The organism is Phocaeicola sp. (genome assembly GCF_048170425.1).
Lineage (GTDB): Bacteria > Bacteroidota > Bacteroidia > Bacteroidales > Bacteroidaceae > Phocaeicola.
The window spans coordinates 1-3,404 of the sequence record NZ_DBEXBB010000239.1; the positions used below are offsets into that span (position 1 = coordinate 1).

The 3,404-nt window shown below is 44.9% G+C and carries 2 protein-coding genes; both read right to left on the bottom strand.

The genetic code is table 11. The annotated features are described in order from the left end of the window. Window positions 1–119 precede the first annotated feature (119 nt). A complete protein-coding gene (locus tag ACMJ0U_RS09530; RefSeq protein ID WP_417129731.1) occupies window positions 120–2,540 on the bottom strand; it encodes a sugar-binding domain-containing protein in 2,421 nt (806 codons plus the stop codon). Between the two features lie 9 nt (window positions 2,541–2,549). Next, on the bottom strand, window positions 2,550–3,404 hold an 855-nt coding region (locus ACMJ0U_RS09535), incomplete at its 5' end, for a glycoside hydrolase (RefSeq protein ID WP_417129732.1).

Sequence of the window (3,404 nt, forward strand, 5' to 3'; positions counted from 1 at the left end):
TGATAAATGCATATTTGCTCAAACCTGATGAATAATATTCACGAAGTAGAGCCAGACGGTCTGATTCATTGTAATGCTTACGATTCATGATTGGTATAGGTTATGTGTTAATAATGTGTCTACCTATACCAGCATAAGTCAGCCTTCAATACCACTTCCGTTCCTTTCAGAAGAGGAGAACTCAATTTCACACGAATCTCACCTTTCTCACCTGTAGTCTGGATATAAGCCAGCAAACGTCCGTGGAAAGCACGGTGATGATTATCCGTATAATCACTCATATCTCCGTTATTTGAACCTTCCAGTCCCAACAAACGTGCCGGCCCTTCAATCTGACAAGTAATGTCGTTATCGCCTAATTTTACGATAGTACCTTGTTCATCCACCACTTCGATAGTTACATGCGCGGTAGCCTTATCCGGTGACAAAACTTCCTTATCCACTGTAGCCCGCAAGGCGTATGGACGTCCAGAGGTCTTGATTGCATAAGATGAAAGCACCTTTCCTGTTGCATCACAACCTTCTGCACGCAATTCTCCATCCTGATAAGGAATATCCCAGTAAATGATACCACTCTTGTCATCGTATGGCTTCATCTGGCCCACTTCTTTTCCATTTAGTAACAAACGAGCCTGCGGTGCATTGGTATAACAAACCACCCGAATCAACTGGCCCGGTTCGTAGTTCCACAAATCCCATGCATCCATTGATACCCAGTCGTGCTTGGGATATGTACCGATGTAAGTCACAGGTTTTTCACTCCAAAGCGAAGCACGGAAATATCCACGGGGTTTAGGGAAGCTACCAAAGTCCAGCAAACCGGTGTACAAACCTCTGGAAGGCCATCTGCCTGATTCACCCAGATAGTCCGTACCCGTCCAGAGGAACTGTCCGAAAATAAATTCCTTGTCGCGTACTGCATGCCAGGCTTCAATTCCCACACCCGTTTCACTACCATAAATCACACGGTCAGGATAAGTGGCATGGTCTTCGTCATAACGGTTTTCCGTGTAATTATATCCTACCACATCCACCGCTTCAGGATATTCTGTCTGGTTCGACATCACCACTCCGGCCAATGCACCGGTCACAGGACGTGAAGTATCTACCGCACGTACACACGCAGCCAGACGCTTTGCAATCTTACCGATACGCATGGCATCCGGCGCATCAGGCTTGTATCCTCCGAACATAGGCTGATTAATGGTTGTGCCATCCAGAACCGGATGAGAATACGGGTCGTTCGGATAGTCTACCTCATTGCCGATACTCCACAAGAATATACAAGGATGATTCCGGTCACGACGCACCATATCCGTCACATCGCGTTCAATCCATTCCTCAAAGAAATCAAATGTTCCGTCGTAGCTTGGTTCACCTACATTCCATCCCTTTATCCATTTCCGTTTTGGAAACTCCCATTCATCCGAAGCCTCATCCATCACTAAGAAGCCCATTCGGTCACACAAATCATACAATACCGGTGCCTGCGGATTATGGCTCATACGGATGGCATTCACACCAATTTCTTTCAGGTTTCTCAGACGGCGCTCCCATACTTCAGGAGGAACTACTGCACCCAGTACACCTGCATCATGATGCAGACACACTCCTTTCACCTTCATCCACTTTCCGTTCAAGGCAAATCCCTTGTTGGCATCGAACTTCAATGTACGGAGACCTACATTTGTCGAACTGCCATCTATCCGTTTCCCGTCACAAAGCAGCTCTGTCTTCAACGTATACAGATAAGGCGCATCCAAATTCCAACGGCGAGGTTTCTTCACCTTCAATGATACTGTTTCTTTCGCAATGCCCTCAGCTTTATCCGCCACTTTCTTACGGCCCTGTGCTACCAATGTACCTTCTGCATCATAAAGTGCCGCAGAAACCTCTAATGAGCCAGCAGCCTTCACATGTTTCTCCACTTCCATATCGACTGCCACTACCGCCTGCTTGTCGGTCAGCGAAGTAGCGTGCCAGCCTATTCCCCATTGCGCAAAATGAATGTCTGGAGCGGAAATCATCCACACATCCCGATAAATTCCGGAACCGGTGTACCAGCGTGAATCGGCATAACGGCTATGGTCAATACGGACTGCCAGCACGTTATCTCCTTCCTTCAAGTAAGGAGTCATATCATACATAAAAGATATGTATCCGTTCGGACGCTTACCGAGCAAGTGTCCGTTCAAATAAACTTCGCTGCGGTTATATGCTCCCTCAAAATAGATGTAATGGCGTGCAGCCTTATCAGTAACTTGAAAATGTTTCCGATACCAGCCTATACCTCCCGGCAAATAACCGGTACAACTTGCCAATGAAGGCGAAAGCTGTCCTTCCACCGACCAGTCGTGCGGTAAATCCAGCTTTCGCCATTTACTGTCGTCATACGATACGGAAGCACCCAGACTGTCATCCGATAAACTAAACAACCAATTGTCATTGAATCTTTTTGCTTCGCCAAAAGAAACTTGAGCTTGTACGACAGTACATATCAATAACCCCAAAAGAATAATAAAAAATGCCTTGTTCTTCATATAACTTTTTTATTTTAGTTCATAGACTACAGTTGTCACACTTTCTGCATCTAACACAACAGAGGCCTCAGTTTCTAGAACCTTCTCAACCAATTGTTTATTTGCAGAGGTTGTATAAGTTTTTATAGACTTAAGTTCTCCGGGCCAATTTTGACGTGTCTCATTTAAGCGTACTCCCTTGCTTGATAAGTTTGTATACACCGCTACGATACAATCTTGCTGCGGTGAAATCCAAGCAGAACCAAAGAAACTCATAGACTCATTTAAAGCAACAGAGATTCGCTGATAATCAGGACGAATGAAACGGCTATAGTTTCCTAATACCCACAAAGTGGCAGTGGTATTAAAACTTCCCTCTTCTTCCAGATTATCCACACTTTCTTTATCTCCAGCCCATCCCTTCGGCGTCAGTGAAATCAGCAAGAAACGGTTTTTCTGCCCCCATCTTGAAACATCCATAGCTACCCAATAATTCCAGGACGTTACATTGGCAACTGTCAGGTCATTATGAATTACCTTAGACATATACAAAGCAATATCCATTTCCGAGGCCGCATCATATCCTACAAATTCAGACGAACTATAATTATCTCCCAGCATACTCCACTCACTTTGCCAAACTTCCACGCCGTACTGTGTAGCAGCTTCTGCCACTTTCTTACGTACCTCACGCATTCCATCCCATGTTCCATCTGTCCAGTAACTATGTCCGCAAATTAAATTCTCCATATGTGATAAATCGCCCACATAAGCAGATGATGAGGTAGAAAAGAATGCAGAAAGCACATTGCTACGGCTTGCATCGTCTTTCACCTTGTAAAGATACTCCCAATCTCCAGATTCTCCTAATAAAATATTAGTAGA

Excerpts from the sequence above, each read along its gene's own strand:
- ACMJ0U_RS09530 (WP_417129731.1), bottom strand. The coding sequence starts at position 2,540 with ATGAAGAACAAGGCATTTTTTATTATTCTTTTGGGGTTATTGATATGT.